Source organism: Rathayibacter sp. Leaf296 (assembly GCF_001423045.1).
Lineage (GTDB): Bacteria > Actinomycetota > Actinomycetes > Actinomycetales > Microbacteriaceae > Rathayibacter > Rathayibacter caricis.
Genome location: NZ_LMNR01000002.1, coordinates 1,316,177 through 1,342,302 on the forward strand (window position 1 = coordinate 1,316,177; position 26,126 = coordinate 1,342,302).

A 26,126-nucleotide genomic window follows, 5' to 3' on the forward strand; every position below is an offset into this window, starting at 1 on the left:
CCGTACTGAAGTGGCATCTCGCGGAAGGCGTCAGACGGTGAGGCCGGCCAGTCCCTCGCGGTCGACGCGGCGGTGGAAGCGCATGCCGGCGAGTCCGCCGAGCACTGCGGCGATCAGCGCGACGACGAGGGCGGCGAGCGCCGTCAGCACCGCGGCGATGGTCGCGTCGCTCCCGTCGAGCGGGATGCGCGGGAAGCTGCTGACGGCCGAGAGCACCTGGGTGCCTCCGGTCAGCGCCGAGGCGATGCCCACGAGGATCGTGACCACGACGGCCCACGCCCACACGGCCACACCCTGCTTCGCTCCGCTGAAGCGCGCCATGCGGCCGGCGACGTAGCCGCCGCAGTAGTACGCGACGAAGAGGATGACCAGCAGCGCGATCGCGCCCGCCCAGCCGAACGCGACCGGGTCGGCGGCGAGGTCGGCGGTGACGTCCTGCGTGCCGACGACGGCCGCTCCGATCGCGGTGACCAGGGCGGTGAGGATCACCGCGAGGCCGGTCGCGGCGAGCCAGCCGAAGAAGGCGCAGCCGATCTTGAGCCCGCCGAAGCGCTCGCGCTCGCGGTCGTGGATGTCCTTGCGGGTGGCGGCGCGGGCCTGCTTGGCCTCGGCCGAGTCGCGATCTACGGGCGCGCGGTGCTCGGGGGCGCCCGATGAGTCGGACCGGTCGGATGTGCTCGACGAGGTGGTGCTCGACGCGCTCCCGCTCTGCGGGGCGGTCTCGAAGCGGCGCGTCTCTCCGGCGGCGTGCGCCGTCGTGTCGTCGCGGCGCGGGTCGCTGCTGTCGCGACCGGAGTCGGTGGGGATGCTCATGACGACCTCCTGGGGGACCGCCGACGGGGTTCGGCGGTGAGCACAGTCAAGGCCCTGCAGGGCCCCGGTGTCGCGGGCTTGACGAGGAACGGCGGCGTTCCGGTCCGTATCCGCACCGCTCGTGCGAGCCCGGAGGAGCGTCAACCCCCTGCCCTCCCCCTCCGCTGTCGGCTTCCATGGAACGACCCACCCACCGACACGAGAGGGAGAGTCATGACTCCGGAATCCCCTGAGCAGACCCCGCCCGGCACCGAGGCCGAGCTGACCCCGAAGGCCGACCACGGCGAGGAGAGCTACCGCGGCACCGGCCGCCTCAGCGGCAAGGTCGCCCTCGTCACCGGCGCGGACAGCGGCATCGGCAAGGCGGTCGCGATCGCGTTCGCGCGCGAGGGCGCCGACGTGGCCATCGCCTACCTCGACGAGCACGAGGACGCCGAGGACACCGCTAAGTGGGTCCGCGAGGCGGGCCGGGAGGCACTCCTGCTCCCCGGGGACCTGCGCGACCCCGCCCAGTGCCGCGCCGCCGTCTCGCAGACCGTCGAGACCCTCGGCCACCTCGAGGTCCTCGTCAGCAACGCGGCCTTCCAGATGAGCCACGAGGAGATCACCGACATCCCCGACGAGGAGTGGGACCGGACGATCGCGACCAACCTCAGCGCCTACTTCCACCTGGTGAAGGCGGCGATCCCGCACCTCCGGCCCGGCGCGTCGATCATCGCGACGAGCTCGGTGCAGTCCGACCAGCCGTCGTACCAGCTGCTCCCCTACGCCGCCACGAAGTCGGCGATGCTCAGCATGACCGGCTCGTTCGCGCAGGCGCTCGGCGAGAAGGGCATCCGCGCGAACGCGGTCGCTCCCGGGCCGATCTGGACCCCGCTGATCCCGTCGACGATGCCTCCGGAGGCGGTCGCCTCGTTCGGCGAGAACGTGCCGCTGGGCCGTCCCGGCCAGCCGGCCGAGGTCGCGCACGCCTACGTCCTGCTCGCGTCCGACGAGGGCAGCTACATGAGCGGGGCGACGATCGCCGTCACCGGCGGGAAGCCGATCCTCTGATCCGGGCGACCGGCGCTCACCCGCAGGTTCCTGGGATAGGTTCCTGCGGGTGAGCGTGCACATCCGCAGCATCGAGACGGCCGTACCGGCGACGGTGCTGCGCCAGGGGGACGTGCGCGACCTCTTCGCCTCGCAGGAGGGCATCAGCCGGCTCGGCTCGAGGCTCCTCGGCGCCGCGTTCGACGCGTCGGCGATCGAGACCCGGCACACCGTGGTCGACGAGCTCGACCGCGAGGTGCGGGAGGGGGCGAGCGTCTTCTACGACGCCCGCTCGAACGCCGTGCTGAATCCGGGCACCGCGGCGCGCAACGCGCTCTACGCCGCCCGCGCGCCCGAGCTGTTCGCCGACTCCGCCCGACGCGCCCTCGAGGCCGCGGCGCTGACCGCCGACGACGTGACCCACGTCGTCACCGTCTCGTGCACCGGCTTCTACGCGCCGGGCCCCGACTACCAGCTGGTCCGCGCCCTCGGCCTGTCGCCGTCGACGCAGCGCTTCCACCTCGGCTTCATGGGCTGCTACGGCGCCTTCCCCGGGCTCCGCGCCGCGAAGGCGTTCTGCGAGGCGGATCCGGACGCGGTCGTCCTCGTCGTCGCCGTCGAGATCTGCACGATCCACCTGACGTCCTCCAACGATCCCGAGCAGATCGTCGCCACCTCGGTGTTCGCCGACGGAGGCGCGGCGGCCGTCGTCACCGCGCGCGCTCCGGAGCCGGGCACCGCTGTCCTCGAGATCGACGCGCTCGACACGACCCTCACCCCCGAGGGCGAGGACGAGATGGCCTGGACGATCGGCGACCACGGCTTCACGATGCGCCTGAGCACCTACGTGCCGGCGATCATCGGCCAGAACATCACGGGGGCCCTGGCCCCGCTGCTCGGCGAGGCCGGACCGCGGGGCGTGCAGCGCTGGGCCGTCCACCCGGGCGGGCGCAGCATCCTCGACCGCGTGCAGACCGCGCTCGAGCTCGACGACGAGCAGATGCACCCGTCGCGCGAGGTGCTGCGCACGGCCGGCAACATGTCGAGCGCGACGGTGCTGTTCATCCTGCGTCGCCTGCTGCACGGCGAGGCGGCCGACGGCGAGCGGATCGGCGCCATGGCGTTCGGGCCGGGCCTCACCGTCGAGATGGGCCTGCTCACGAAGCGGGGCGGGGAGTGAGGGCGCCGCTCGCCCCGGACCTCCGCCACCGCGAGCTCGAGGCGCAGGAGCTGATGGACGACCCGGCGTGCGACCGGGCGCTCCTGGACGCGACCTACGCGCGCTTCGGCGCCGTGAACCGCCTCGTGTCGGGCTGGCGCGGGCTGTACCGCTCCCGCATCCGCCCGCTGCTCGACGAGCACGAGCCCACGAGGCTGCTCGACATCGGCTCGGGCGGCGGCGACGTCGCTCTCGCCCTCGCGGGCTGGGCTCGCGAGGACGGGATGCGACTCGCGATCACCGCCGTCGATCCTGACGAGCGCGCCTTCGCCTTCGCGACCGCGCGGCCGGGCACCCCGGGCGTCGAGTTCCGCCGGGCGAGCAGCGCCGACCTGGTCGACGAGGGCGAGGAGTTCGACCTGGTCGTGTCGAACCACCTGCTGCACCATCTGACTCCCGAGGCGCTCGCGTCGCTCCTCGAGGACAGCGCGCGGCTCGCTCCCCGCGCGCTCCACAACGACATCGAGCGCTCGCGCCTGGCCTACACGGCCTACTCCGTCGCCACGCGCCCGCTCGCCTCAGGCTCGTTCCTGCACTACGACGGCTCGCTGTCGGTGCGCCGCAGCTACACCGCGGCGGAGCTGCGCGCCGTCGCGCCCGAGGGCTGGCGGGTGGAGCGGGCGGCTCCGTACCGGCTGCTGCTGACGCGGGGCCCTGCGGAGTGAGCGCCGCCCGCGGCTGGATGAGCGCGGCCGCCGTCAGCTACTCCGCCAACTGCGCGCTCGGGACCGCGGTCGCGACGGGTGCCGTGCGGACGGGGCGCTGGCACTGGATCCACCACGCGCTGTACATCGCGACGTCGGCGCTGACCGGCGCGGCCCTCGCCGCCCTGCTGAGGTCGGATCCGCGCGCGGCCGCGGCACTCGCTCCGGCGGTGGTGCCGCTCGCGGTCATCCCGTTCGCGGGGACGCACGGACGCCGGCATCTTGCGATCGCGCTGGCCGCGGCTCCGTTCGTGGTCGCCGGTGTCGTGCTCTCCAGGCGCTGACTCGTGGGAGGGCGGCTCAGTGCGGAGGCCCGACCTTCGGCTCGTCCGAGCCCGACCCGCGCTTCTGCGCGCGGAAGTACTCCCACGCGGCGAGCGCCAGGATCGCCAGTCCGCACACGATCGTGATGATGTCGGGGACGGACACGTCGCCCCGCATCGCCGACGAGATGCCGGAGCCGAGGATGAGGACGCCTCCGATGAGGTAGAAGACCACTCGGGAGTTCTTCATCGGGCACCGCTCCTGTCGGCCCGCCGAGGCGCGGGCTCCGAAATCGTACCCGGTCCGACCCCCTGCCCCCTCCCGGGACGGGTGGGCAGGATGAGGGCATGGAGTTCCTCGACGTCGTGCGCCGCCGCAAGACCACCAACGGCCCCTTCCTGCCCGATCCCGTCTCCGAGGAGCACCAGCGCCTCCTGATGGAGGTCGCCGGACGCGCTCCCTCGCAGCTGAACAGCCAGCCGTGGCGCTTCGTGCTGATCGAGGAGCGGGACACGATCGACCGGATCGCCGAGATCAGCGGCTCGAGCATGACCACCGCCATGTCGAACGGCACCTTCTTCGAGCGCTACAAGCCCTACTTCCGCTTCAGCCAGGAGGAGATGGAGCAGCGCCGCGACGGCATGCTGTTCGACAAGCTGCCCGCTCCGCTGCGCCCGTTCACGAAGCAGGTGTTCACCAAGCGCGGGCAGTTCCTGATGAACTCGCTGCGCGTGCCGCAGACCCTCGGCGAGGAGAACCGGAAGCTCGTCGCCGGATCGCCGCTGCTGCTCGGCGTGATGCTCGACCGCTCCGAGTACCGGCCGGGCGAGCTGTCGTCCTTCTACTCCGTCTTCAGCATGGGCGCGGCGATGGAGAACGTCTGGCTGAGCACGGTCGAGCTCGGCATGGGCATCCAGTTCGTCTCGTTCCCGATGGAGGTGCCGGGCGCCTGGGCGAGGATCGAGTCGCTCCTGGCGGTGCCGGACGACCTGGAGCTGATGGCGGTCTATCGGCTCGGCTACCTGCCTCCGGAGCAGCGGCGCCCGGCCATCGACTGGTCCTCGCACCAGCGCAAGGCGGCGTCGCAGTACGTGTTCCGCGGCACGTGCGCCACTCCGCAGACGGGGTGGGACGAGGGCTGATTGCGGCATCCGCCGCGGGGTGTCAATGGGGCTACGGCGTGTCTGTGCGCCGATTCCCGCCCCGGGCCCTCGAGACGTTAGTTTCCCTGCGGAGCCGCCCGCGCCGGGCCGCCCGCAGACACGAAGGGGGCCCGTGGCCACTCTCACCTACGGACCGCAGAACCTCGAGATCGAGTTCGAGGAGCGCGTCCTCGCCCACCTGAAGGTCGCCGTGCTCTCGAAGCTCCGGCGCAACGAGGCCTTCTCCCTGTCCTGGACCGAGGACGCCTCGACCGGCCACGGCCGCAGCTCCGTCTGGCTGCACCCCGCCGTGCCGCTGCACTTCCGGTTCCGGGAGGCCCACCAGCAGAAGCTGAACCGCGCCTGGATCGAGCAGATGCTCAGCGCCGCGAGCATGCACGGCGAGCTCGCCGTCACTCCCGAGCCGCAGGAGCCGCGGGGCTGACCCCGCTGCCTCGCGCTCGCGCATCCGTCAAGCCCGTGCCGCGACGGGGGCCCGGATCCTAGCCTGAGGTGACAGCGCTCGTCGAGATCCACACCGGGCGCGTCACGGACGGAGACGACGATGACCGACACCGCACGGGCGACCGCACCCGGCACCCTGACCGCTCCCGCACCGTTCTCGCGGAAGGACGCGTCGGACGTGCGCCGGCTCCCTGACTCGGTCTCGACCTCGTCGCAGCCGGTCATCGGCTCGAGGATCACGATCAACGGGCGCAGCTTCGTCGTGGAGCTCGACATGGCGGGCATCTTCCTGCGCCAGGTGCGCCGGAGCCTGCGGGCGGGCGACGGCGGACTCGTGCTGCTGCGCCACGTGGACGGGATCGAGATGATCCCGATCACACGGCGGACGCCGTTCGAGGTGACCGACATCGTCTGCCCGGAGGGCACGGCACCGGCCGACGCCCGCGTCGAGGCGGGGCTGCGGGCGGGCTGACGGGCTCACGCGTCCCTGCGCTGCAGAACATCAGCTGAGAAGGGGAGGCAGCGGCTGTCAGCCGTCACCTCCCCTTCTCGGCAGTCGTTCTGCAGCGACTACTGCGCGGGCAGCGATGCCTCGATCAGCTCGACGATCCGCGGGTCGTCCGGCTCGACCGTGGGGCGGAAGCGGTGGACGGTGCCGTCCGCCGTGACCAGGAACTTCTCGAAGTTCCACTTCACCTTGCCGGCCTTGCCCGCCTCGTCCTCGGCCTTCGTCAACTCCGCGTAGAGGGGGTGAGCGGACTTGCCGTTCACCCGCACCTTCTCGAACATCGGGAACGTCACGCCCCAGGTCGTCGAGCAGTACTGCTTGATCTTGTCCTCGTCGCTGAGCTCCTGCAGGAACTGGTTGCTCGGGAAGCCGAGGACCGTGAATCCGCGGTCGCCGTAGGTCTTCTGCAGCGCCTCGAGCTTCTCGTACTGCGGAGCGAGGCCGCAGCGGGAGGCGACGTTGACGATGAGCTTCACGGGCGCGTAGTCGGCGAGGGTCGACGCGGCTCCGTCGATGGTGGTCAGGGGGATGTCGGTGAGCACGGGGTCTCCTTCGAAGTGGTGGCTCGACGCTACCCGCCGTCGCCGAGGGAACCCCGAACCGTCGAGGGAACCCGCAGGCCGGGGCTCCCTCGACGATCCGGGGTTCCCTCGAGGGCGGGGCGGGGTTCCCACGGCGGGTGCGGGGCTCCACCATGAGGGGATGGCATCCCCGCAGCAGCTCGTCTCGGTCGGCGGGCGGCGGCTGAAGCTGACCAACCTCGACAAGATCGTGTACCCGGAGGCGGGCTTCACCAAGGCCGACGTCCTCGCGTACTACGCGTCCGTCGCCGACGCCCTGCTGCCGCACCTCGCCCGCCGGCCCGTGACCCGCAAGCGCTGGGTCGACGGAGTGGGCACGGCCGAGCACCCGGGTGAGGTCTTCTTCGAGAAGAACCTGCCCTCCTCCGCCCCGTACTGGCTGAGCCGCACGCGCCTCGCGCACAGCTCGCGCGACGTCGAGTACCCGCTCGTCGACGACGTCGCGGGCCTGACCTGGCTCGCGCAGCAGGCCGCACTCGAGCTGCACGTGCCGCAGTGGCGGGTCGGATCCGGCGGCGAGCGCCGCCCGCCCGACCGCCTCGTGCTCGACCTCGACCCGGGCGAGGGCGCGGGGCTCGCGGAGTGCGCCGAGGTCGCGTTCCTCGCCCGCGACCTGCTCGAGGGGATGGGACTCGAGCCCTCTCCCGTGACCAGCGGCAGCAAGGGCCTCCACCTCTACTGCCCGCTCGACGCCTCCGCCTCGAGCGACCAGATCTCGGCCGTCGCGCACGAGCTCGCCAAGGCGCTCGAGGCCGACCACCGCGACCTCGTCGTCTCGGACATGAAGAAGACCCTGCGCGAGGGCAAGGTGCTCGTCGACTGGAGCCAGAACAACGCGGCGAAGACCACGATCGCGCCCTACTCCCTCCGGGGCCGGCTGCGGCCGTTCGCCGCGGCACCGCGCACCTGGGAGGAGATCGGCGCGGAGGGACTGCGCCATCTCGCGCCGGAGGAGGTCGTCGAGCGCCTGCGCGAGAGCGGCGACCTGCTGCGGCCGGTGCTCGCCGCGCGCGAGGCGGGACTCGAGCCCAGTCCGGAGCGGCTCGCCGGGTTCGCGGCGACGGACGCCTCCGCCGACCGCCTCGCCGCCTACCGCAGCATGCGCGACTCCGCGAAGACGCCCGAGCCCGTCCCCGAGCCGGGTACCGGAGCGACCTCGTCGGGCGACTCGTTCGTGATCCAGGAGCACCACGCGCGGCGCCTCCACTACGACTTCCGGCTCGAGCACGACGGGGTGCTCGTGAGCTGGGCGGTGCCGAAGGGGCCGCCGCTCGAGGGCGATCCGAACCGGCTCGCCGTGCAGACGGAGGACCATCCGCTCGAGTACGCGACCTTCGAGGGCACGATCCCGGCGGGCGAGTACGGCGGCGGAGAGGTGCGGATCTGGGACGAGGGCACGTTCGCGCTCGAGAAGTGGCGCGAGGGCGAGGAGGTCATCGCGGTGCTGACGGGGCGGCCCGACGGCGGGCTCGGCGGCGAGCCGCGGCGGTACGCGCTGCTGCACACGGGGGCGAAGGGCGGGCGCGGGGACGAGAAGAACTGGCTGCTGCACCTGATGGCGCCGGGGGCGCACGGGGGGCACGGGACTCACGGGCGGCCGGCGGCGGGGAAGGGACGCGCCGCCGCGACCCCGAAGGCTGCGCTCGACGAGTCTCCCGTCGACGACGAGGCATCGGAGCCGCGCCGCGAGTACCGCCCCATGCTCGCGACCAAGGGCCGTCCGCTCGACATCGGCGACGACTCCGCGATCGAGATGAAGTGGGACGGGTACCGCGCGATCGTGCGCGTGAACGACGGAACCGTGACCCTGACCAGCCGGAACGGCAACGACCTCACCCCCGCCTTCCCCGACCTGCACTCCCCGCTCGCCGAGGCCGTCGACGACGCGGTTCTCGACGGCGAGATCGTCGCGCTCGACGCCCGCGGACGCCCCGACTTCGGCGCCCTCCAGACCCGCGGCGGCCTGACGAAGGCGCGCGAGATCGAGGTCGCCACCCGCTCGACCCCTGTGCACCTGATGGTGTTCGACCTGCTCGAGCGCGCCGGCGAGGACCTCACCGGCTCCCCCTACTCCGCTCGCCGCGAGGCCCTGGTCGAGCTCGTCGCCGAGAACGAGCGCGTGCACGTGCCCGACGTCTTCGACGGCGACCTCGAGGAGGCGATGGCCACGAGCCTCACGCTCGGTCTCGAGGGCGTCGTCGCCAAGCGCCGCGACTCCCGCTACCGGGTCGGCGCGCGCTCGGGCGACTGGGTCAAGCTGACCCACCACCGCGTGCAGGAGGTCGTGATCGTCGGCTGGCGCCCGGGCGAGGGCGGCCTGCAGGGCTCGGTGGGCTCGCTCCTCACCGCGATCCCCGCCGACGACGGCCGCCTCGCCTACTCCGGCCGCGTCGGCACCGGCTTCAGCGACCGCGAGCGCCGCGGCCTCGTCGCCCGCCTCGGCGAGCACGAGACGGAGGAGCCCGCCGTGTCGGTGCCGCCGCTCGACGCCCGCGGCGTGCACTGGGTCGACCCGGTGCTGGTCGGCGAGGTCCGCTACCGCGAGCGCACCTCCTCCGGCACCCTCCGCCAACCCGTCTGGCGCGGCTGGCGCGCCGACAAGTCCGCGAGCGAGGTCCGCCCGGAGTGACCCCTGCCTGGCGCGAGCGCCCACCTCCGCCGAGTCGCCCGAAAAGGTCTCCGACACGCCGCGAGCGACAACCGTTCCGGGCAACTCGGCGCCAGTCGGCGCTGACGCACGGCGGCGGACACGCGGGACGGGTCGACTAGCCTGCGGGCGGAGGTGCGCTTGAGGAACAGCAACTGGATCGGTGCGGTCGCGGCCGGGGTCCTCTGGATCGCGAGCGGAGCCGTGAACGGCGGAATGACCTGGAACGGGTATCTCAGCGGCTCGATCGGGGCTGCGCTCCCCGCCACGATCCCGACGACCGTGTGGGCGCAACCGCTCCCCTGGCCCCTCGTCGCCGCGGCGATCGGAGCCGTCGCCGTGGCCCTCGTCCACCTCGCGACCACGCGTGTCGTCGACCGCACGAGCACCACGATCGTCGGCGGGTGGTTCGCCGCGATCATCGCGGGAGCGGTCGTCGGGCTGGCCGCGGACCTCGTGACGATCCTCGTCTCGCTCCCCGCCCCCCGGCTGCAGTGGCTGCTGAACGGGCTCGGCACTCAAGCGGGACTGGGCGCGTACTGGGGGCTCGTGCTGGGGTGGCTGCCCGCAGTGCTCGCGAAACGCCTCGAATCCGCTCCCACGGGGACGCCGACGAGGAGACCTCTCGTGCCCTTCGCTGCCGTCCTCGCGCTCCTCGCGGTCGTCGTGGTCGGCGTCGGGGGCTATCGCAGTGCGCTGACTGCTGCCGTGCAGGCGGAGGCGATCGCCGGTGGCTTCGACGAGGCGGACGGGGCTCTGCCCGACCCCTACGCCGAGGGCACGCCACCCCCCACGGCTGCGCCCGGCGAGCCCCCCGCCGATCCGACGCTCTGCACGAGCGACGTCTCGACGCTCCTGCTCGGAGGACAGGACGCCGCCGCTGGGAGCCGCAGCCTCTCGATCACCCTGCTGAACTTCTCCGAGGCTCCCTGCACGATCGAGGGCTACATCGACCTCGCGTTCGCCGACCAGAACGGGTCGGAGCTGCCGGTCGTCTTCGAGCCCGGCAGCACGACGATGACCACGGATCCGGGCGCTCAGCGGATCGAGATCCCCGCGCAGGGATCCGCGGTCGCGTTCCTCGGCTGGAAGGCGAACTCGACCGCGGGGGCGCTGGTGGGCAGCACCCTCTTCGCCGCGCCCTACCCCTCGGCCGAGCGCGGTTCCTGGCCGGTGCAGACGGACGTGGTCGACGGGTCCACGGTGTCAGTCACCGCGTGGCGGCTGCTCGATCCGAACGAAGAGCTGCAGGACTGAGGCGCGACGTCCGGCGCAGCGCAGCGATCCCGCGTCACTCCTCCCGAGCGTGCTCCGGCAGCGTGCCCAGGCGGTGGCGGCCCCGCAGCAGGTACCAGCCCAGCCCGAGCACCACGACCGCCGCGACCGCGATCAGCGCGATGTACTGCAGCGCCCCCGCGTCGCCGTAGACCTCGACGCGCGGCCAGGCCAGGTTCACCGTCATCGCCGCGCCCCACAGCACGGCGACGACGTTCACCGGCAGCCCCAGCCGCCCGAGCGAGAACGAGCCCGTGACCCGCGGCCACTCTCCGCGGAGGCGCCGCACGAGCAGCGGCACCGTGACCAGCAGGTACGCCAGGTAGATGAGCACGACAGCCACGCTCGTCACCGCCGTGAAGATCTCGGGCGTGCCGATGTTCACCGCGAGGATCAGCACCGCGAGCACGCCGATCACGATCGCGGGCACGAGAGGGGTGCGTCGCCGCGGATCGATGCGGGCGAGCACCGCGCTTCCGGGCAGGGCGTTGTCACGCGCCATCGCGAACACCAGCCGGATGCCCGCCGTGTGCACCGCGAGCGCGCAGACCGTGATCGCGACCACGATGCAGAGCAGGAACACCGTGCCGAGCGGTCCGCCGAGCGCCTGCAGCACGATCAGCTGCAGTCCGCCCGAGGCCTCGCCGAGCGCCGGATCGCCGAGGTCGGGCGCCGCGAGGATCCCGAGCAGCAGGATCAGCCCGCCCAGCACGAACGAGGCGATCACGGCGCGGAGGATCGCCGCCGGGCCGGTCCTGCGCGGGTCGACGGTCTCCTCCGCGAGCGAGCCGGCCGTGTCGAAGCCGTACATCACATAGGCGGAGGCGATCGCGGCGATCAGGAACGCGCCCGCGTAGCCGCCCGCGTCTCCGTAGCCCGCCGTGTCGAGCAGCACCGTCGGCGGATTCACGATGCTCGCCGCGAGGACGACCACGAGCAGCACGGCCGCGATCAGCTCGATCAGCACGCCGGTGCTGTTGATCCGGGCCATCAGCTTCACACCGACCGCGTTCACGACGGTCGTGAACAGGATGAGGATCGCGCCCCAGATGACCGCGCTGACGCCGAAGCTCGTGCCCGTGCCGTCGCCGACGAGCTGGAAGCCGCTCCAGATCCGCGGCAGCGTCGCCTGGTACGCGAGCACTACGGCCGCGAGCGTGACGACCGAGGCCGTGGCCATCATCCAGCCCGCGAGCCAGCCGACCGTCGGCCCCGCGATGCGCTTGCTCCAGTTGTAGACGGAGCCGGCGACCGGGTAGCGGCCGGCCAGCTCGGCGAAGCAGAGCGCGACCATGAGCTGCCCGGCGAACACGATCGGCCACGACCACCAGTAGGCGGGGCCGCCGAGTCCGAAGCCGAAGTAGAAGAGCTGGAACGTGCCGGTCAGGATCGAGATGTAGCTGACCCCGGCCGCGAAGCTGCCGAAACGCCCGATGCCGCGTCGCAGCGACGGCCGGTAGCCGAACTCGGCCATGCCGTCGTCGGCGGGGCGCTGGCCGGTCGCGGTCATGGCGGTCTCCTCCTGCGGGGGCGCCGAGCGGCGGCACCTGAGTCTGCCGCTTCCGCGATCGCGGCGGCGTCCCCCGTTCAGGCCGATCGCCGGCGAGCGCGCCGCATGCACGCACGAGACGACGCGGGAAGGGGCCCGACACATCTGCAGAGCCCGTCTCGCGTCCACTCGCGGCTCCGCCGGCTCATGAGTGGTCGCGGAAGGGGCTCCGAAGGCGGCGCGAACCCCGTTCCGCGCCCACTCATCCGTCGCACATCCTCGGCGTCCCGTCGGCGACCGAGCCCGCGCATCCGGCGCCGCACCCTGAGAGCCGCTCTCACACTTAGGGTAGCCTACCCTCATGCACCCCTCATCGAGACTCCGTTCCGCCCTGCCCCTCGCCGGCCTCGCCGTCGCCGCGCTCGCCCTCTCGGCGTGCTCCTCCGGCGCCTCCGAAGCCGCCCCGGCGACCGCCGAGACGATCGTCGTCGAGGACGCGAAGCCGACCCTCGTCCTCGTCGACGAGGACGGTGAGCAGTCGTACCAGGAGGACCGCGAGACCGCCCGCACGTCGGTCGAGGTGCCCGTGTCCCCCGAGGCCGTCGTCACCTTCGACATCGCCACGCTCGACACGCTGCACACGATCGGCGCCGGAGACGCGGTCGTCGCGATCCCGGACGCCACGCTCCCCGACTACCTCTCGGAGTACGCCGACCTGCCCAAGGTGGGCACCCTGTTCGAGCCCGACTTCGAGGCCGTCGCCGAGCTCGAGCCCGACCTCATCGTCACGGCGGCCCGCAGCACCGGCCAGTACGACGAGCTGTCCGAGATCGCCACCACGATCGACCTGACCGGCAGCTACGCCGGAACCTTCGACCCCGCCGCGGCGCTCGAGCGCGCCACGCAGCTCGGCGAGATCTTCGAGCGCGAGGACGAGGTCGCCGAGGCCGCGGCCGCGACCGAGGAGCTCGTCGACTCCATCACCACCGACGCCTCGGGCACCGCCCTCGTCCTCTCGGTCTCGGGCGGCGAGTACGGCGCCTTCGGCGAGGGCTCGCGCTTCGGCTACTTCTTCGACGGACTCGGCTTCACCCCCGCGGTCGCCGCGGCCGAGCTGCCCGGCGCCGAGGGATCGCCGCACGGCGACACCGTGACCAACGAGTTCCTCCTCAGCGCCGCTCCGGAGTGGATCTTCGCGTTCGACCGCGGTGCGGCGACCGGCGAGGGCAGCACCGCCGAGCAGACGCTCGACAACGCGCTCGTCGCCCAGACGCCCGCAGCGCAGGACGACCACGTCGTGCTGCTGCCCGCGAGCGAGCTCTACATCGTCATCAACGGCCTGACCGCCGTGCAGAACGTGCTCGAGACCGTGCACGACGCGATGCAGAGCTGACCGGAGCCGCTCCCGAGCGTGACCCGCCCCTCCCCCCGCGCGCTGATCGTCGCGGGGACGGTCCTCGTGGCCGTCCTCGCGACGATCTCGCTGTTCCTCGGCGTCGCCGAGCTCGACGCGTTCGTGCTCGTCGAGAGCCGCCTCCCCCGCACCCTCGCGCTCGTGCTCGCCGGCTCGGCCTTCGCCGTCACCGGCCTCATCATGCAGCTGCTCACCCGCAACCGCCTCGTCGAGCCGGGCACGACCGGAGCCACGGACGCCGCGACCCTCGCCCTGCTCGCGGTCCTCCTCCTCGCCCCCGAGCTGCCCGTCGGAGCGAAGGCCGCCCTGGCCGCGCTCGGCGCCCTCGCCGGCGTGCTCGGCTTCCTCGCGCTCGCGCGCCGCATCCCGTCGCGCTCGAGCGTGCTCGTGCCGGTCGTCGGCATCCTCTACGGCGGAGTGATCGGCGCCGTCGCCGCGTTCGTCGCCTACCGCACCGACACGCTGCAGGAGCTGCTCAACTGGGGCATCGGCGACTTCTCGGGCATCCTCCGCGGCCGCTACGAGATGCTCTGGGTCGCCGCAGCCGCCGCGGCGGTCGCCTGGATCGCGGCGGACCGCTTCACCGTCGCCGCCCTCGGCGAGGACACCGCCCGCGGTCTCGGTCTCGACACCCGGGCGGTCATGCTCACCGGCGTCGTCATCATCGCCGCGGTCACCGGAGTGATGATCGTGGTCACGGGAGCCCTCCCGTTCCTGGGCCTCATCGTCCCCAACCTCGTCAGCCGGATGGTCGGCGACAGCATGCGCCGCTCCGTCCCGCTCGTCGCCCTGCTCGGGGCCGCGCTGGTCCTGCTCTGCGACCTCATCGGCCGCACCGTCCGCTTCCCCTTCGAGCTGCCGATCTCGCTCGTGATGGGCGTCGTCGGCGGAGTCGTGTTCCTCCGCCTGCTCATCGGTCCGGCCGACACCGCGCGCCGCCGCCGAAGGAGCGTCGCCCCGTGACCGCGTTGCGCTCCCCCTCCGTCCGCCTGGCCCTCCTGACGGGCGCCGCCGCCCTCGCGATCGCGCTCTACCTGCTCACCGACCTGCCCGGGAAGTGGGAGTACGCGCTGGGCCTCCGCGGGCGCACCGTGCTCGGCATGGTCATCGCGGCGGCGGCGATCGGAGTCGCGACCGTCCTGTTCCAGACCGTCACGGCCAACCGCATCCTGACCCCCGGCATCATGGGCTTCGACGCCGTCTTCCTGATGATCCAGGTCGTGAGCGCGTTCGCGATCGGCCCCACGATCCTCGTCGCCGCTCCGCCTCTCGCGTCGTGGCTGGTGGAGCTCCTGCTGATGGCCGGCGTCGTCGTCGCCCTCTACTCCTGGCTGTTCGTGCGCCGCAGGCTCGACCTGCACGTGATCGTGCTCGCGGGCCTGGTGCTCGGCGTGCTGCTGCGGTCGGTCACGTCGTTCCTCCAGCGGCTCCTCGATCCGGACACCTTCGCGATCGTGCAGAACCTGACCTTCGCGAGCTTCACCTCGGTCGACCGCGAGCTGCTCCTGCCGACCGGCCTCGTGGTCGTCGCCGCGATCGCGTCGCTGTGGCCGATCCGCCGCTCCCTCGACGTGCTCGCTCTCGGCGAGGCGACCGCGGTGTCGCTAGGAGTCGAGCACCGCCGGGTCGTGCTGCACACGATCGTCGCGATCGCCCTCATGGTCGCCGCGTCGACCGCACTGGTCGGTCCCGTCACCTTCTTCGGGCTCATCGTCGCGAACGTCGCCTACGGAGCGGCCGGCCACCGGCACGCGCGCAGCATCCCCGCCGCGGTGGCGATCGGAGTCGTCGCGCTGGTCGGCGGGCAGCTCGTCCTCGACCGGGTGCTCGGCTTCGGCACCGAGCTGCCGGTCGTCGTCGAGTTCGTCGGCGGCGTCCTCTTCATCCTTCTCGTGCTCACCGGAAGGGCTCGCTGACATGATCCGCACCACCTCCGTCACCACCCGCCACGGCCGCACCCTCGCCGTCGACGACGTCTCGCTCGAGCTCGGCACCGGCCTCACGGCGATCATCGGGCCCAACGGCTCCGGCAAGTCGACGCTGCTCTCCACCATCGGCCGCCTGCTCAAGGCCGAGAGCGGATCCGTCGCCGTCGACGACCTCGACGTCGCGACCACCCGCTCCCGCGACATCGCGAAGCGCCTGGCGATCCTCCGCCAGGACAACCACTTCGCGATCCGCCTGAGCGTCGACGACCTCGTCGCGTACGGCCGCTTCCCGCACGGAGGAACGGGCCGCACCCCCGAGGACCGCGCCCTGGTCGACGCCGCGATCGACGCCCTCGACCTCGGCGCCGTCCGCGAGCGCTATCTCGACGAGCTCTCGGGAGGCCAGCGCCAGCGCGCCTTCGTCGCGATGGCCCTCGCGCAGGACACCGACCACCTCCTCCTCGACGAGCCGCTCAACAACCTCGATCCGCGCCACGGCGTCGTGCTGATGAAGCTGCTGCGCCGTCTCGCCGACGAGAAGCGGATGACCGTGGTCGTGGTCCTGCACGACATCAACGTCGCCGCGCAGTTCGCCGACGACATCGTCGCGATCCGCGACGGCCGGGTGGTGCACCACGGCCCCGTGGCCGAGGTGCTGACAGCGCCGCATCTCGAGGCGCTCTACGACACCCCGGTCGCGGTCGAGCCGATCGCGGGCCGGCACGTGGTGCTCTGGCTCTGAGTCGCCGGCACCGCTGGACACTTCTCGCTGCTCCGCACCCGCAGAAGCAGCGGATCCTGCCGAACGGTGGCGCGGGAACGGCGAACGGGGCGCCCCTCGCCCCGCACGCAGCGGAGGAGGGACGCCCCGTCCCGGAGGAGACCCTGCGTCAGCGGGTCGGCGCCAGCAGATCGGCGTGGTGCACCTCGGCCACGTTCGGGTGCGCGCGCAGGCGGTAGCGCAGCGCGTTCTCGCCGTACGTCTCGAGGATCGGGCTGTTGGTCGGATCGACCGACAGGCCCGACTTGAGCTCCTCTGGCAACGGCAGCGACGGCATGGTCGAGTCGAGCGAGGGGTTGAAGAAGTAGGGGATCGAGATGCGGTCGGTGCCGATCAGCGGCGAGATCACGCGGTGCAGCGTGGCCTTGAGGTAGCCGCCGGTCGCGAGCTCCAGCATCTCGCCGATGTTGACGACGAACGCGCCGGGCAGCGCGGGCGCCTCGATCCACTCGCCGTCGTGCTCGACCTGCAGGCCGCCCTTGCCGGGCTCGACCAGCAGCAGGGTCAGCACGCCGCCGTCGCGGTGGGCGCCGACGCCCTGCTTGGGCTCGGGGTCGGAGGTGCCGGGATAGCGGACGACCTTGACCAGCGGGAACGCCTTCTCGGCGAAGGCCTCGTCGAAGACGTCGGCCGGCGCGTCGAGGGCGACGGCCCAGGTGCGGAGGAGGCGGATCGCGACGGCCGCGAGCTCCGCGTGCCAGCGCTCGAAGAGGGTGCGGAACTCGGGCAGGGCCTCGGGCCACAGGTTCGGGCCCTCGAGACGCTGGTAGTCGGGCACGTCGGGGCCGGCCGGGACGACCTCGCGCTCGATGCCGATGTCGACCTGCTCGCGGTAGTCGACGTCGCCGTTGGTGAGCTCGGCGCCGAAGCGGGTGTAGCCGCGGAACTGCGGGCTGGCCGTGTTCTCGATCGCGAGCTTGTCCTCCTCCGGCAGGTCGAAGAAGCGACGGGAGACGGCGACGACGTCGTCGAGGAGCTCCTGCGGCACGCCGTGACCGACGAGGTAGAAGAAGCCCACGTCGTGGGTGGTCTCGCGCAGGTCGCGGCGGAAGGCGGCGGCCTCCTCCTCGCCCTGGTCGAGGCGGGAGAGGTCGAGGATCGGCAGGGAATCGGTCATGGGGAAAGCCTTGCGCAGTTCGCCTTCTCCGGAGCGATTGTTACGACAACCAAAAGCGAAGACCCAGCAAGCACCCGGAGGACCGTGGTCCCCGGGTGCCCGCCGGGCCTTCAGCGCCGTCGAGTGTTACAGCGCGATCACGGAGTGGGCATGCCGCCGTTCACGTGCAGCGTCTCGCCGACGACGTAGCTGGACTCGGGCGACGCGAGGAACACGTAGGCGGGGGCGAGCTCCGCCGGCTGGCCCCAGCGTCCGAGCGGCGTCTGCGAGCCGACCTCGGGCAGCTTCTCGGGCGGCTGGCCGCCCGCGGTCTGCAGCGGCGTCCAGATCGGGCCCGGCGCGACGACGTTCACGCGGATGCCCTTGGGGGCGAGCTGCTGCGAGAGCGCCTTCGAGAACGTGTTGATCGTGGCCTTCGTGCTGGCGTAGTCGACCAGCGTCGGCGACGGCTGGTAGGCCTGGATCGACGAGGTGCTGATGATCGCCGAGCCGGGAGCGAGATGCGGCAGGGCCGCCTTCGTCATCCAGAACATGGCGTAGACGTTCGTCTTGAAGGTCTCGTCGAACTGCTCGTCCGAGAGCTCGAGGAAGTCCTCGACGAACTGCTGCTTGCCCGCGTTGTTGACGAGGATGTCGAGTCCGCCGAGGCCCTCGACCGCCGTGGCCACCGCGCCGACGGCGAAGTCGTGGTCGGTGATGTCGCCGGGGATCGCGACGGCCTTCCGGCCCGCCTCCTCGATCAGCGCGACGACCTTCTTCGCGTCGCTCTCCTCCTCGGGGAGATACACGATCGCGACGTCGGCGCCCTCGCGGGCGTAGGCGATCGCGACGGCCGCGCCGATGCCGGAGTCGCCGCCGGTGACGAGCGCCCTGCGGCCGGTCAGGCGACCGGAGCCGCGGTAGGTCGACTCGCCGCGGTCGGCGAGGTCGTCCATCTTCGAGTCCAGGCCGGCGCCCTCCTGGTACTGCTCCTCCGTGTCGATCTCGGAGTACATCTTCGTCGGGTCCTGGAACGTGTACTGGTCTGCAGTGCTCTCGGAAGTCATGTCTTCGACGGTAGGCGCGCTCCCCCGTCGAGCGCCGGTGGTTGACAGCGCCCCGGTTCCGAGAGAGCGCTCCTCTCCGCCGCCGGAAACCGGGAGAATGGTGCGGTGACCGTCTCCTTCGACTCCTCGATCCCCCTGCCCGGCTGGCAGCACGCCTACTCGGGCAAGGTCCGCGACCTCTACACCCCGGTCGACGCCGACCCGGTGCTCGGAGCCGACCGCATGCTGGTCGTGGCGAGCGATCGCGTCAGCGCCTACGACCACGTCCTCGAGCCGGGCATCCCCGGCAAGGGCGAGCTGCTCACCGAGCTCTCCCTCTGGTGGTTCCACCAGTTGAAGGACGTCCCCAACCACCTCGTCCGCGGCGAGATCCCGGAGCCGGTCGCCGGTAGCGCGATGCTCGTCACCACCCTCGACATGTTCCCGATCGAGTGCGTCGTGCGCGGCTACCTCTCGGGCAGCGGATGGAAGGAGTACCGCGCGAGCGGCACTGTCTGCGGAGTCGAGCTCCCCGAGGGACTGTCCGACGGCGACGCCCTCCCCGAGCCGATCTACACGCCCGCGTGGAAGGCGCCGCAGGGTCAGCACGACGAGAACATCACCTTCGAGCGCACCGTCGAGATCGTCGGCGAGGAGGCGGCGGAGGCGCTGCGCACCCTCTCCCTGCACGTGTACCAGGAGGCGGCGACGATCGCCCTCGCCCGCGGAGTGATCCTCGCCGACACCAAGTTCGAGTTCGGCGTCGACGGCGACGGCATCGTGACGCTCGGCGACGAGGTGCTGACGAGCGACTCCTCCCGCTACTGGGACGCCGACGCCTACGACGCCGGCATCCGCGGCCAGTCCTTCGACAAGCAGATCGTGCGCGACTGGCTGAGCGACAACTGGGACGGCCAGGGCCTCCCTCCGAGACTCCCCCACGAGATCGTCGAGCGGACCGCGGCCCGCTACCGCGAGCTCATCGAGCGCCTGACCCACTGACGACCGCTCGGAACGACCCGTGAACGACGAGCGAACCCGCGTCCGGCTGGACACCGGCGGCGGCGACCCCGACGAGGCCCGCCACCGCCTCGCCACCCTCTACAACGGCGACGAGTGGTCGGCGCTGCCCAGCGAGAGCGCCTTCTCGTACCGGTACGCCGCCCTCGGCGACGCCGCCATGACCCTGCGCACCTCGCGCATGACCGGCGAGCTCCGCGGCGCGGTCGGAGTGACGGACGAGGTCGTCGTGCAGTGGATCGTCGGCGGGCGCGCCACGGTCGACGACGGCTCGGAGCCGCTCGCGATGGTGCCCGGCCGGCCGCAGCTGTTCCCCGTCGGCCGCGCGTTCGGCTTCGAGTACGTCGACTACGAGCAGAAGCTCGTGCACCTCGGCCGTGAGTCCGTCGAGAAGGTCGCCGCCGAGCAGGGCCTCCTGGGGCCGCTCCGCTTCGATCACCGCGCCGTCCCGACCGAGCAGGCGGTCCAGCACTGGCGCTCCGCGGTGTCGGCCTCGGCGCAGGCTCTGCGCAGCGAGCGCGTCAGCCACCTCCTCTGGGACGAGCTGACGCGCGGCACCATCACGGCGCTGCTCGAGCTCTATCCGCCGGAGGCCGCCGTCGCGCCGCCCGAGCTGCTGCTCCCGCGCAACGCCCGCCTGCGCCGGGCGGTCGAGTTCATCCACGCGCACGCGTCGGAGCTGATCGGCCCCACCGAGGTCGCCGTCGTCGCCGGGCTGAGCGTCCGCGGTCTGCAGTCCGCGTTCCAGCGGGTGCTCGGGGTGCGGCCCATCGCCTACATCCGCACGGTGCGGCTCGACGCCGCGCACGCCGAGCTGGCGGCGGCGGATCCGCGCGTGGCGAGCGTCACCGCGATCGCCCACTCCTGGGGCTTCGGCAATCCCGGCCGCTTCAGCTCGGCCTACCTCGCGCGCTTCGGCGAGTACCCCAGCGCCACGCTGCAGCGCTGAGACCGCGGCGGACGGATCAGGCGGCGGCCAGGGGCGGCGGGTGGCCCTCGAGGATGTCGCTGACACCGGTGAGCAGCGCGGCGAACCGCACCGCCTCGGCGTCGGGGATGCCGGCCGAGAGCGAGCGGATCGCACCGTAGGTCGGCTCGTCGGTGCCGCGGATCGCCGCCTGCGCGCTCTCGGTCAGGCAGAGGATCCTGCCACGGCCGTCGGAGGGGTCCGCCACGCGGTCGACGTAGCCGGCGCGCACGAGACGGTCGATCATCAGCGAGACCGCGGCGGTGGTGATGCGGATCGCGGCGGCGAGGTCGACCGCGCGGACCACCTCGTCGCGATCGGCGCCGATCCCGATCAGGCGCAGAGCCGCGAGGTCCGTGGTGCCGATGCCCAGCCTCGACTCGACGCGTCCGTCGTACTCGCGCTCGGCCGAGCGGAGCCGGGTGAGCAGGGCGAAGAGATCGGGACGGACGTCCATGGGTGTGCGCCTTCCTGGGACGAGGCAGGCGCCCCGGGCGGGTACTCGCGGGCTCCATCGAACCACCTCGAGCACTCCTCCGGGGCTTCTGTACCGAAAGCGCACTGGGACCAGTATTGATTAGCTAACCGACTTAGCAAGTACCTAGAGTCCTGCAGAGACGCTGCGGGATCCCTCCCCGTGCGCCCGGATGAGGAAGGCAGCGTGATGGGTCGTCTGCTGTACGGAACGCCGCCGAGCGCGCATCCGTTCGACGACCGCGCGCTCGCTCACCTGCAGCTCGTGATCACCGCGAAACTCCGCCGCAGCGAGGCCTTCGTGCTGTCGATCGACGCGGACGCCGACGGCAGGCACAGCGAGTTGTGGCTGCATCCCGCGATCCCGCTGCAGTACGAGTACGACGCTCCCCTCGGACCCGAGGTCAACGCGCACTGGCTGCGCGAGCTCTCGGCCGCCGCCAACGGGCGCCGCGGACTCCACCTCGTCACCGAGCCGACCACGGAGCTCGACCCGTCCCGAGCGAGAGCAGTGCAGACATGAGCGACCACAACGGCACACTCTTCCGCCGCGGAGGAACGGTGCGCTTCGTGCGCTGGGTCTCGTCTCGCGACGGCGGCTGGGCCCCCGAGATCCTGCAGGGCCGCTACCTCGAGCGCGACGACGCCGGCTGGCTCGTCGAGGTCGACGGCACCCCCACCGTCCTCGCCAAGGACGACTGGGCCGTCTACCGCTGAGCGCCCGCGCCCGGCGCAGTGTGGAGCGGGTGCGTGCAGTCGATCGCCGCGGCATCACCTCCGCGCCCTACCTCCTGACCACGGTCGGCACGACGAGCCTGGTCTTCCTCTGCGCCTTCGAGGCGCTGGCCGTGACGACGATCATGCCGATCGTCAGCGCCGACCTCGACGGACGCGACCTCTACCCGCTGGCCTTCGCCGCGACGCTCGCCGCGAGCATCGTCGGCATGGTCACCGCGGGGTCGTCGGCGGATCGACGCGGACCGACCCCGGCGCTGGTGACGGCGATCCTGCTCTTCACCCTCGGGCTCGTGGCCGCCGGTCTCGCCGGCTCGATGGAGGTGTTCGTGGCCGCGCGCCTGCTGCAGGGGCTCGGCAGCGGAGGCATCACCGTCACCCTGTACGTCCTGGTCGCGCGGGTCTTCCCGGCGGAGCTGCATCCGCGGATCTTCGGCGCCTTCGCCGCAGCCTGGGTGGTGCCGTCGCTCATCGGGCCGTTCGCGGCCGGCGTCGTCGCCGAGCTCGCGAGCTGGCACTGGGTGTTCCTCGGGGTGGTGCTGCTGGTGGCCGTCGCGAGTGCGATCGTGACGCCGACCCTGCGCGCGCTCGAGCGGCAGGAGCGGCGGCCGTTCGATCGCGGGGCCGTGGTGCGCATCGTCCGCGCGGTGATCGTGGCGGGCGGAGTGGTGGTGCTGAGCACCAGCGCCGAGATCGCTCCCGACGCGGCCGGCGTGCTCGCCGTCGCGGCGATCGTGGTCGTCGTCCTCGCCGTCCGCGCGCTCCTGCCCCCGGGCACGCTGCGCGCGCGGGGCGTCCTGCCGTCCACGATCCTCCTGCGCGGAGCCGTCGCGGCCGCCTTCTTCGGCACCGAGGTCTATCTGCCGCTGCTGCTGTCGGAGCAGTACGGCCTGCCGCCGTGGCTGGCCGGGGCGGTCCTCACCGCCGGCGCCGTCTCGTGGGCGCTCGGCTCGAACCTGCAGGGGCGGCCCGGAACACGGCTCACCCACGCGGGCGCCATGCGTCGGGGCACGTCGCTCCTGCTGGTCGGCGTGCTGATCGTGCTGCTCACGGCGGCGCTCGCGCTCCCGCCGTACCTCGCCGCCGTCGGCTGGTTCGCCGCGGGGGGCGGCATGGGCACGATGTTCCCCCGGATGGGGACGCTGACGCTCGCCCGATCCGCACCCGGACGCGAAGGCTTCAACAGCTCGGCCCTGCAGATCTCCGATTCAGGAGGAGCGTCCGTCTCGCTCGCGCTGACCGGCCTCCTCGCCGCCACCGTGACCGGCCTCGCCGGCGCGGGCTCGGTCGTCTTCACGGCGACGTTCGCCTACGGAGCCGTCATCGCCCTGCTCGCGGTGCTACTGGCGATCCGCCTCGGTGGACTCCTCCGTGCCGAGGAGTCCACCGTCGGCGATCAGCTGTAGAGCGACTCCGGGACCTCGAGCCCGTAGATCGCCCGGCCCGAGCTCCAGATGACGGAGCACGCGGCTCGGAGGAGATCCAGCTCGTCGTCGCCCGCATCGACGATCACGACGGAGTCGCCCTCGAGGCGCACCTTCGCGGAGCGCACCGAGTGGGTCCCGTTCCGCGCGATCGACGTCGCCGGGTACGGGAGGTGCAGCTCGCGCAGGTCGCCCAGGATGTAGGTCGGGCGCAGCGTCGCGTCGGCCGCGAGGAGCTGCTTCGCCCGGTCGATCCCGGTGAGCACGTGCGCGCTCTCCATCCCGGCGGCGTTGGCACCCTTGATGTCGGTGTCGAGCCGGTCGCCGAGGAACAGCGGATTCGCGGAGCCGAACCGCGCCGTCGCCGCGTCGAAGATGGCGCGCTCGGGCTTGCCGGCGACCACGGGCAGTCGGCCGACCGCGGTGTGCACCGCCGAGACGAGCGTGCCGTTGCCGGGAGCGATGCCCCGCGCGACGGGGATCGTCCAGTCGGTGTTCGTCGCGACCCACGGGATCCCGGTGCGCAGGGCGAACGACGCCTCCGCGAGCTGCTCCCAGCCGACCGTGGGCGCGAAGCCCTGGATCACCGCGGCCGGGGAGTCCTCGGCGCTGCGGGTGAGCCGGAATCCGGCACGCTCCACCTCCGTGGTCAGACCCTCTCCACCGATGACGAGGATCGTCGAGCCGGCCGGCACGAGGCCCGCGAGGAGCACGACGGCCGCCTGCGGCGACGTGACGACGTCCTCCGGAGCCACGACGAGCCCGAGGTCGGACAGGTGCGCCGCGACGGAGGCGTCGGTGCGGGACGCGTTGTTCGTGATGTACCCGACGCGGAGCGTCTCGCCTGCCTTGTTCAGACTGTCGACGGCGAAGGGGATCGCGTCGGCGCCCTTGTAGACGACTCCGTCGAGGTCGGCGAGGACCGCGTCGCGGCCCTCGAGCGGGGACGGGTCAGTCTTCGGGGTTCTGAACACGGGGCTCCTCGTCGGGGTCAGTGGCGTCGGCGGCGGCGCGGTCGCTCGACTCGGCGTCGGTCGCGGCGTCGGAGTCGGTGTCCGTCGCGGCTTCGATATGAACGGAGTCCGAGTGGACCGGGTCGAGTCCGGAGTCGTCGAGCTCGACGTCGGCGACGTCCTGATCGAGAGCGGCGTCCGGATCGGCGGGGTCGTCGAGCTCGATCGGCTCGTCCGCCTCGCTCGGCTCGTCCAGGTCGTCCTCGTCGTCGTCCTCGTCGTCGTCGTCCGTCGATTCAGCACTCTCCGACTCGTCGTCGAGCGCAGCGGAGGGAGCGTCGTCGCCCGGAAGGTCCGCGAAGGCCTCGCCCTCCTCCTCGACCACCTCGATCGTCTCGTCGTCGCCACCGCCCTCGGCCGCGAAGACCGCTCGCGCGGCCACATCCGCGCGGCGCTGCCACTGAGCGGACTCCTCGGTGCGCCCGAGCTCCTCGAGCACGGCGGCGTAGGCGGCGAAGAGGTCCGGGCTGTACGAGAACGCCTTGTTCGGGTCGAGCTGAGGGATCTCGAGCTCCATCAGCGCCAGCTCGGCCTGACCGAGGTCGAGTCGCGCTCCCGACATCGCGATCGCGAGCGAGACCTGAGCCCCGACCGTCAATGCACTGCGGTCGATCGAGCGTCCGAGCTCGAGCGCCTTGTCGGGCCGCCCCACACCGCGTTCGCTGTCGACCATCAGAGGAACCTGCTCGTCCGAGCCGGAGATCCGGCGGTAGGTGCGCAGCTCCCGCAGCGCCAGGGCGAAGTCCCCGATCGCGTACGCCGAGATCGCGAGGGACTCGCGCACGACGGCGATCCGACCCGCTCGTCGAGCAGCCGAGAGCACGTGCCGGTGCGCGAGCTCCGGATCCTCCTCGAGGAGCCGGCCCGCCATCACCAGGTGCATCGCGACCCAGTCGGCGTTCTCCTTGGTCAGCGTCTTGAGCTCGTTGCGGGCGACCTTGTCGAGATCTTTCGCCTGGACGTCGTCGGGCAGCTCGGGATCGTCGTGGCGCGGCCGGACCGACTGGAGGGAGCGGCGCTCCCGCTCCTCCTCCGTGATCTCCGGCTCCTCGCGCGGAGCCCCGCGGCCGGCGAACCCGCGCCCGCCCTGACGGTCGCCGCCACCACGCCGATCGTCCGAGAAGGAGCGACCGCCGTCGCGTCCTCCCCGCGAGTCCCCGTCACGACGCGGACGAGAGTCCCCGTCGGTGCGGGGACGGAACCCGCCCTCGCGACGCGGACCGGAGTCCCCATCGCGACGCGGACGCGAATCCCCATCAGTACGCGGACGGAAGTCGCCCTCACGACGAGGACGCGAGTCCCCATCGCGACGCGGACGAGAGTCACCATCAATGCGAGGACGGAACCCACCCTCACGACGCGAACCGGAGTCGCCCTCCCGACGCGGACGAGAGTCACCATCAGTACGCGGACGGAAGTCGCCCTCACGACGAGGACGCGAATCCCCATCGCGACGCGGACGCGGTGCACCATCAGTACGCGGACGGAAGTCGCCCTCACGACGAGGACGCGAATCCCCATCCCGTCGCGGACGCGAATCACCATCAGTACGCGGACGGAAGTCTCCCTCACGACGAGGACGCGAGTCCCCATCGCGACGAGGACGCGAATCCCCATCGGAGCGCGGACGGGAGTCTCCCTCGCGACGCGGACGGGAATCGCCGTCCCGCTGGGGACGAGCACCACCGTCAGAGGGAGGGCGCGACGGACCATCCGTACGCGGGCGGAAGTCGCCCTCGCGCCGCGGTCGCGACTCCCTGTCGCCGCGCGGACGGTCATCGCGCCCGCTGCTGCGCGGTGCGGAGGAGCGATCCGCTCCTCCCGCACGATCCGACCGCTGGTCGCGCTTGCCGGCTCCCCGGTCGTCGCCGTCGGGTGCTCTGTCGTCCATGCGTTCCTCGCCTGTCGTGATCGTGCACTGTGGAGTTGAACCGCTCGAAGCGGCGGACGGCGCGAAGCCGTCGTACCGTCCACCCTAACCCCGGCTCTTCTGCGTGTGCAGGGCCTGGTGGTGCGGAGGGCGGGTTAAACAGCGATGGCCACCCATTTCTGGGTGGCCATCGTGAATGGTGTCCGGCGGTGTCCTACT

At 72.1% G+C, this 26,126-nt stretch carries 27 protein-coding genes; 18 read left to right on the plus strand and 9 right to left on the minus strand.

Annotated elements, in window-relative coordinates; all coding sequences use genetic code 11:
* Window positions 1–30: 30 nt before the first annotated feature.
* Window positions 31–813, minus strand: coding sequence for a hypothetical protein (locus ASF46_RS16360; RefSeq protein ID WP_056868506.1), 783 nt, complete (start codon window positions 811–813; stop codon window positions 31–33).
* Window positions 814–1,026: 213 nt separating this feature from the next.
* On the opposite strand from ASF46_RS16360, the gene ASF46_RS16365 reads away from it, so the two are divergent.
* From ASF46_RS16365 to ASF46_RS16380, 4 genes are read left to right on the plus strand one after another with little or no spacing between them, the layout of a single operon-like run.
* Window positions 1,027–1,866 carry an SDR family oxidoreductase gene (locus ASF46_RS16365; protein ID WP_056868507.1) on the plus strand — a complete coding sequence of 280 codons (840 nt, stop codon included), beginning with the start codon at window positions 1,027–1,029 and terminating at the stop codon, window positions 1,864–1,866.
* 49 nt (window positions 1,867–1,915) lie between these two features.
* Window positions 1,916–3,025 (plus strand): type III polyketide synthase, encoded by a 1,110-nt coding sequence (locus tag ASF46_RS16370; RefSeq protein WP_056868508.1) that lies wholly within the window; start codon window positions 1,916–1,918, stop codon window positions 3,023–3,025.
* The gene (locus ASF46_RS16375) at window positions 3,022–3,729 is read left to right on the plus strand and encodes a class I SAM-dependent methyltransferase (protein WP_235576978.1); all 708 of its coding nucleotides are present in this window, start codon (window positions 3,022–3,024) and stop codon (window positions 3,727–3,729) included. The genes ASF46_RS16370 and ASF46_RS16375 overlap by 4 nt, the downstream gene beginning before the upstream one ends.
* Window positions 3,726–4,052: a hypothetical protein gene (locus tag ASF46_RS16380; RefSeq protein WP_235576979.1), complete on the plus strand. Its 327-nt coding sequence runs from the start codon at window positions 3,726–3,728 to the stop codon at window positions 4,050–4,052. The genes ASF46_RS16375 and ASF46_RS16380 overlap by 4 nt, the downstream gene beginning before the upstream one ends.
* Before the next feature lie 16 nt (window positions 4,053–4,068).
* On the opposite strand, the gene ASF46_RS16385 is transcribed toward ASF46_RS16380, so the two are convergent.
* On the minus strand, window positions 4,069–4,281 hold the full coding sequence (locus ASF46_RS16385; RefSeq protein WP_056868510.1) for a hypothetical protein: 213 nt from the start codon (window positions 4,279–4,281) through the stop codon (window positions 4,069–4,071).
* Between the two features lie 98 nt (window positions 4,282–4,379).
* On the opposite strand from ASF46_RS16385, the gene ASF46_RS16390 reads away from it, so the two are divergent.
* The 3 genes from ASF46_RS16390 to ASF46_RS16400 all read left to right on the plus strand — a co-directional run bounded on the left by ASF46_RS16390 (window position 4,380) and on the right by ASF46_RS16400 (window position 6,111).
* Window positions 4,380–5,174, plus strand: a complete 795-nt coding sequence (locus ASF46_RS16390; protein WP_056868511.1) for a nitroreductase family protein — start codon at window positions 4,380–4,382, stop codon at window positions 5,172–5,174.
* A gap of 133 nt (window positions 5,175–5,307) precedes the next feature.
* Window positions 5,308–5,619, plus strand: a complete 312-nt coding sequence (locus tag ASF46_RS16395) for a hypothetical protein (protein WP_056868512.1) — start codon at window positions 5,308–5,310, stop codon at window positions 5,617–5,619.
* Window positions 5,620–5,739: 120 nt separating this feature from the next.
* Complete coding sequence (locus ASF46_RS16400; RefSeq protein ID WP_056868513.1) at window positions 5,740–6,111, plus strand: hypothetical protein; 372 nt, start codon at window positions 5,740–5,742, stop codon at window positions 6,109–6,111.
* Window positions 6,112–6,209: 98 nt separating this feature from the next.
* Here the strand turns inward: ASF46_RS16400 and ASF46_RS16405 are convergent, their stop codons facing one another.
* The gene (locus ASF46_RS16405; RefSeq protein ID WP_056868514.1) at window positions 6,210–6,689 is read right to left on the minus strand and encodes a glutathione peroxidase; all 480 of its coding nucleotides are present in this window, start codon (window positions 6,687–6,689) and stop codon (window positions 6,210–6,212) included.
* A 160-nt stretch (window positions 6,690–6,849) separates the two neighbouring features.
* On the opposite strand from ASF46_RS16405, the gene ASF46_RS16410 reads away from it, so the two are divergent.
* Both ASF46_RS16410 and ASF46_RS16415 read left to right on the plus strand, forming a co-directional pair.
* Window positions 6,850–9,357 (plus strand): ATP-dependent DNA ligase, encoded by a 2,508-nt coding sequence (locus ASF46_RS16410; protein ID WP_056868515.1) that lies wholly within the window; start codon window positions 6,850–6,852, stop codon window positions 9,355–9,357.
* A gap of 159 nt (window positions 9,358–9,516) precedes the next feature.
* Window positions 9,517–10,632: a DUF4232 domain-containing protein gene (locus tag ASF46_RS16415; protein WP_056868516.1), complete on the plus strand. Its 1,116-nt coding sequence runs from the start codon at window positions 9,517–9,519 to the stop codon at window positions 10,630–10,632.
* A 34-nt stretch (window positions 10,633–10,666) separates the two neighbouring features.
* Here the strand turns inward: ASF46_RS16415 and ASF46_RS16420 are convergent, their stop codons facing one another.
* Entirely contained in the window at window positions 10,667–12,160 is a 1,494-nt protein-coding gene (locus ASF46_RS16420) for an APC family permease (protein ID WP_056868517.1), read from the minus strand.
* A 340-nt stretch (window positions 12,161–12,500) separates the two neighbouring features.
* Here ASF46_RS16420 and ASF46_RS16425 point away from each other — a divergent pair, with 340 nt between their 5' ends.
* The 4 genes from ASF46_RS16425 to ASF46_RS16440 are packed head-to-tail and all read left to right on the plus strand — an operon-like array spanning window position 12,501 to window position 16,223.
* Window positions 12,501–13,532, plus strand: a complete 1,032-nt coding sequence (locus ASF46_RS16425) for a siderophore ABC transporter substrate-binding protein (RefSeq protein ID WP_056868518.1) — start codon at window positions 12,501–12,503, stop codon at window positions 13,530–13,532.
* Window positions 13,533–13,550: 18 nt separating this feature from the next.
* A complete protein-coding gene (locus ASF46_RS16430) occupies window positions 13,551–14,516 on the plus strand; it encodes an iron chelate uptake ABC transporter family permease subunit (RefSeq protein WP_056868519.1) in 966 nt (321 codons plus the stop codon).
* Window positions 14,513–15,469, plus strand: a complete 957-nt coding sequence (locus ASF46_RS16435) for an iron chelate uptake ABC transporter family permease subunit (protein ID WP_056868520.1) — start codon at window positions 14,513–14,515, stop codon at window positions 15,467–15,469. Before ASF46_RS16430 ends, ASF46_RS16435 begins: the two co-directional genes overlap by 4 nt.
* 1 nt (window position 15,470) lies before the next feature.
* Window positions 15,471–16,223, plus strand: coding sequence for an ABC transporter ATP-binding protein (locus tag ASF46_RS16440; protein ID WP_056868521.1), 753 nt, complete (start codon window positions 15,471–15,473; stop codon window positions 16,221–16,223).
* Between the two features lie 148 nt (window positions 16,224–16,371).
* On the opposite strand, the gene ASF46_RS16445 is transcribed toward ASF46_RS16440, so the two are convergent.
* Window positions 16,372–17,379 carry an isopenicillin N synthase family dioxygenase gene (locus ASF46_RS16445; RefSeq protein ID WP_056868522.1) on the minus strand — a complete coding sequence of 336 codons (1,008 nt, stop codon included), beginning with the start codon at window positions 17,377–17,379 and terminating at the stop codon, window positions 16,372–16,374.
* Window positions 17,380–17,516: 137 nt separating this feature from the next.
* Window positions 17,517–18,425: a glucose 1-dehydrogenase gene (locus ASF46_RS16450; protein ID WP_055789161.1), complete on the minus strand. Its 909-nt coding sequence runs from the start codon at window positions 18,423–18,425 to the stop codon at window positions 17,517–17,519.
* Between the two features lie 105 nt (window positions 18,426–18,530).
* Between ASF46_RS16450 and ASF46_RS16455 the strand changes: the two genes are divergently transcribed.
* Together ASF46_RS16455 and ASF46_RS16460 are read left to right on the plus strand one after the other, a co-directional pair.
* Window positions 18,531–19,406, plus strand: coding sequence for a phosphoribosylaminoimidazolesuccinocarboxamide synthase (locus ASF46_RS16455; protein WP_056868523.1), 876 nt, complete (start codon window positions 18,531–18,533; stop codon window positions 19,404–19,406).
* Between the two features lie 19 nt (window positions 19,407–19,425).
* Window positions 19,426–20,373, plus strand: a complete 948-nt coding sequence (locus ASF46_RS16460; RefSeq protein ID WP_056868524.1) for an AraC family transcriptional regulator — start codon at window positions 19,426–19,428, stop codon at window positions 20,371–20,373.
* A gap of 16 nt (window positions 20,374–20,389) precedes the next feature.
* Here the strand turns inward: ASF46_RS16460 and ASF46_RS16465 are convergent, their stop codons facing one another.
* On the minus strand, window positions 20,390–20,848 hold the full coding sequence (locus tag ASF46_RS16465) for a MarR family winged helix-turn-helix transcriptional regulator (RefSeq protein ID WP_056868525.1): 459 nt from the start codon (window positions 20,846–20,848) through the stop codon (window positions 20,390–20,392).
* Window positions 20,849–21,052: 204 nt separating this feature from the next.
* Between ASF46_RS16465 and ASF46_RS16470 the strand changes: the two genes are divergently transcribed.
* Genes ASF46_RS16470 through ASF46_RS16480 form a run of 3 tightly spaced genes read left to right on the plus strand, consistent with a single transcriptional unit; the run spans window position 21,053 to window position 23,006 of the window.
* Window positions 21,053–21,388: a hypothetical protein gene (locus ASF46_RS16470; protein ID WP_416351498.1), complete on the plus strand. Its 336-nt coding sequence runs from the start codon at window positions 21,053–21,055 to the stop codon at window positions 21,386–21,388.
* The gene (locus ASF46_RS16475; protein ID WP_055789142.1) at window positions 21,385–21,582 is read left to right on the plus strand and encodes a hypothetical protein; all 198 of its coding nucleotides are present in this window, start codon (window positions 21,385–21,387) and stop codon (window positions 21,580–21,582) included. The genes ASF46_RS16470 and ASF46_RS16475 overlap by 4 nt, the downstream gene beginning before the upstream one ends.
* A gap of 29 nt (window positions 21,583–21,611) precedes the next feature.
* Window positions 21,612–23,006 carry an MFS transporter gene (locus ASF46_RS16480; protein ID WP_056868527.1) on the plus strand — a complete coding sequence of 465 codons (1,395 nt, stop codon included), beginning with the start codon at window positions 21,612–21,614 and terminating at the stop codon, window positions 23,004–23,006.
* Here the strand turns inward: ASF46_RS16480 and ASF46_RS16485 are convergent.
* Window positions 22,997–23,998 carry an HAD-IIA family hydrolase gene (locus ASF46_RS16485; protein ID WP_056868528.1) on the minus strand — a complete coding sequence of 334 codons (1,002 nt, stop codon included), beginning with the start codon at window positions 23,996–23,998 and terminating at the stop codon, window positions 22,997–22,999. The genes ASF46_RS16480 and ASF46_RS16485 overlap by 10 nt on opposite strands.
* Window positions 23,976–24,908 (minus strand): MSCRAMM family adhesin SdrC, encoded by a 933-nt coding sequence (locus ASF46_RS19800; RefSeq protein WP_235576980.1) that lies wholly within the window; start codon window positions 24,906–24,908, stop codon window positions 23,976–23,978. Before ASF46_RS19800 ends, ASF46_RS16485 begins: the two co-directional genes overlap by 23 nt.
* Window positions 24,909–26,126: the final 1,218 nt, after the last annotated feature.